3 protein-coding genes are annotated in these 3,289 nt (G+C 71.7%); all 3 read left to right on the top strand.

The window, feature by feature from the left end; genetic code table 11:
* Positions 1–176: 176 nt before the first annotated feature.
* Complete coding sequence (locus tag B7L92_RS24460) at positions 177–1,019, top strand: lysophospholipid acyltransferase family protein (protein WP_081239585.1); 843 nt, start codon at positions 177–179, stop codon at positions 1,017–1,019.
* Positions 1,016–2,026 (top strand): NAD(P)H-dependent glycerol-3-phosphate dehydrogenase, encoded by a 1,011-nt coding sequence (locus B7L92_RS24455; RefSeq protein ID WP_004983025.1) that lies wholly within the window; start codon positions 1,016–1,018, stop codon positions 2,024–2,026. The genes B7L92_RS24460 and B7L92_RS24455 overlap by 4 nt, the downstream gene beginning before the upstream one ends.
* A gap of 83 nt (positions 2,027–2,109) precedes the next feature.
* Positions 2,110–3,267 (top strand): D-alanine--D-alanine ligase family protein, encoded by a 1,158-nt coding sequence (locus B7L92_RS24450; protein ID WP_081239584.1) that lies wholly within the window; start codon positions 2,110–2,112, stop codon positions 3,265–3,267.
* The last annotated feature ends 22 nt before the right edge of the window (positions 3,268–3,289 follow it).

The raw sequence follows: 3,289 nt of genomic DNA, 5'->3' as shown, positions 1-3,289 counted from the left end.
GCCAGGGGGAGGGGGGCGGAGCCCCTTGCGGGGACGGTGACGGAAGACGGGCGGGCGTACGGTGTTCTCGACAGACCGGCGGCCCGGGGCGACACTTGTGCGGCCCGTCCGGCCTCCGGCCCGAGCCCGTGGCCCCGGGGTGATACGAAAGACAGGACCAAGAGGAAGGTGTCCTTGTGCCGCGCCGCAGAATCGGCTTCTGGTACCGCTTCGCCGCGGTGATCTGCAAACCGCCTCTGGTGGTTCTGCTCAAGCGGGACTGGCGTGGAATGGAGAACATTCCGGCCGAGGGCGGCTTTATCACCGCGGTGAACCACAATTCGCACATCGATCCCCTCGCCTATGCGCACTTTCAGTACAACACCGGACGTGTTCCGCGATTCCTGGCGAAGAGTGGGCTTTTCAAGAAGGGATTCGTCGGCGCCGCGATGCGCGGCACCGGACAGATCCCCGTCTACCGCGAGAGCACGGACGCGCTCAGCGCCTTCCGCGCGGCGATCGACGCCGTGGAGCGCGGGGAATGCGTCGCCTTCTACCCGGAGGGCACCCTCACCCGCGACCCGGACGGCTGGCCCATGACCGGCAAGACCGGTGCCGCGCGCGTCGCCCTGCAGACCAAGTGCCCCGTGATCCCGGTCGCCCAGTGGGGCGCCAACGAGGTGCTGCCGCCGTACGCCAAGAAGCCGCACCTCCTGCCGCGCAAGACGCACCGGGTCCTCGCCGGACCGCCGGTGGACCTGGACCGCTTCTACGACCGGGAGATGACCCCGGAACTGCTCAAGGAGGCGACCGAGGCGATCATGGCGGCCATCACCCGCCAGCTGGAGGAGATCCGCGGCGAGAAGGCCCCCGGGACGCCCTACGACCCGCGTCGCGAGCGCAGCGAACAGCGCCGCAGGACCCGGTCGCAGAGACAGCGGACGGGACGGCGCGGCACCCGGTCGCCGGGGACGCCGACGGTGGAGACGGAGCAGGCGCAGAACAGGGCCGTCGCGCGGGAAGAGGGGCTGGGCACGTGAGCAAGCCGGTCAAGGCGGCCGTCTTCGGCACCGGATCGTGGGGCACGGCCTTCGGCATGGTCCTCGCCGACACGGGCTGCGACGTCGTGCTGTGGGGGCGGCGCCCCGAACTCGCCGAGGCGGTCAACTCCACCCGCACCAACCCCGACTACCTGCCCGGCATCGAACTCCCGAAGAACCTGCGGGCCACGGCGGACGCCGCCGAGGCCGCGCACGACGCCGACTTCACCGTCCTCGCCGTCCCCTCGCAGACGCTGCGCGGCAACCTCGCCGAGTGGGCGCCGCTGCTCGCCCCCGGCACGGTCCTCGTGTCGCTGATGAAGGGCGTCGAACTCGGCTCCGCCATGCGCATGAGCGAGGTGATCGAGGACGTCGCCGAGGTGGGCGCCGACCGCGTCGCCGTGGTCACCGGACCCAACCTGGCCCGCGAGATCGCCGCCCGCATGCCGGCCGCCGCCGTGGTCGCCTGCGCCGACGAGGCCGTCGCCCGGCGGCTCCAGACCGCCTGCCACACGCCGTACTTCCGGCCGTACACCAACACCGACGTCGTCGGCTGCGAACTGGGCGGCGCCGTGAAGAACGTGATCGGGCTGGCCGTCGGCATCGCGGACGGCATGGGGCTCGGCGACAACGCCAAGGGCTCGCTCATCACCCGCGGCCTCGCCGAGACCACCCGGCTCGGCGTGGCGCTGGGCGCCGACCCGCTGACCTTCTCCGGACTGGCGGGACTGGGCGACCTGGTGGCCACCTGCTCCTCGCCGCTGTCGCGCAACCACACCTTCGGCACCAACCTCGGCAAGGGCATGACCCTGGAGGAGACCATCGCGGTCACCCGGCAGACCGCCGAGGGCGTCAAGTCCTGCGAGTCGGTGCTGGACCTGGCCCGCCGGCACGGCGTCGACATGCCGATCACCGAGACGGTCGTCGGCATCGTGCACGAGGGCAAGCCTCCCGCGGTCGCCCTCGAGGAGTTGATGTCGCGCAGCGCGAAGCCCGAACGACGCTGAGCGACGACCCCCCTCCGTCCGGCCCACACGCGGCGTTGCGGGCGCTGTCTCCCGGCTCTACCAACGGGTACTCTCGTCGCGATATGAGCACCGAGAACCTCTCCCAGAGCCCCGAGCAGCCGCCGCGCAAGCCGCGGGTGGCCGTCGTGTTCGGCGGGCGCAGCTCCGAACACGGGATCTCCGTGGTCACCGCCGGAGCCGTCCTCAAGGCCATCGACCGGTCCCAGTACGACGTCCTGCCGATCGGCATCACCGCGGACGGCCGCTGGGCTCTCACGGCCGACGATCCGGAACGCATGGCGATCACCGACCGCCGCACCCCCAGCGTCGACCAGCTCGCCGAGTCGACGGAGGGCGGCGTGGTGCTCCCCGTGGACCCCGCCAGCCGCGAAGTCGTCTACAGCGAGCCCGGCTCGGTGCCCAAGGCGCTCGGCGAGGTCGACGTGGTCTTCCCGGTGCTGCACGGCCCCTACGGCGAGGACGGCACCCTGCAGGGCCTGCTGGAGCTCTCCGGCGTCCCCTACGTCGGCTCGGGCGTGCTCGCCTCGGCCGTCGGCCAGGACAAGGAGTACATGAAGCGGGTGTTCACCTCCTTCGGGCTCAAGGTCGGCCCGTACGTGGTGATCCGGCCGCGCGAGTGGCAGCGGGACGAGTCCGCCGCCCGCAAGAAGATCGTCGACTTCGCCGGCGAGCACGGCTGGCCGCTGTTCGTGAAGCCCGCGCGGGCCGGCTCCTCGATCGGCATCACCAAGGTCGACGACCTCTCCGGGCTGGACGAGGCGATCGCCGAGGCCCAGCGCCACGACCCGAAGATCCTCGTCGAGGCGGCGCTGCGCGGCCGTGAGATCGAGTGCGGCGTGCTGGAGTTCGAGGACGGCCCGCGCGCCTCGGTGCCCGCCGAGATCCCGCCGCCCGACGCGCACGCGTACTACGACTTCGAGGCCAAGTACATCGACTCCACGCCCGGCATCGTGCCCGCGCCGCTGACCGAGGAGGAGACGGCCGAGGTGCGCCGGCTCGCGGTGGAGGCGTTCGAGGCGGCCTCCTGCGAGGGACTGGTCCGCGCGGACTTCTTCCTCACCGAGGACGGCGACTTCGTGATCAACGAGATCAACACGATGCCCGGCTTCACGCCCATCTCGATGTACCCGCAGATGTGGCAGGCCACCGGCATCGGCTACCCGGAGCTGGTGGACCGGCTGGTGCAGGCGGCGCTGCGGCGCTCGACCGGACTGCGCTGACCCACGCGGCGGTCGCGGCCCG

Origin of the sequence: Streptomyces viridosporus, assembly GCF_002078235.1 — a bacterium.
Classification (GTDB): domain Bacteria; phylum Actinomycetota; class Actinomycetes; order Streptomycetales; family Streptomycetaceae; genus Streptomyces; species Streptomyces viridosporus.
Note: the sequence above shows the minus strand (reverse complement) of the source record. Positions and strands in the feature narration are given on the sequence as shown.

Excerpts from the sequence above, each read along its gene's own strand:
- B7L92_RS24450 (WP_081239584.1), top strand. The coding sequence starts at position 2,110 with ATGAGCACCGAGAACCTCTCCCAGAGCCCCGAGCAGCCGCCGCGCAAG.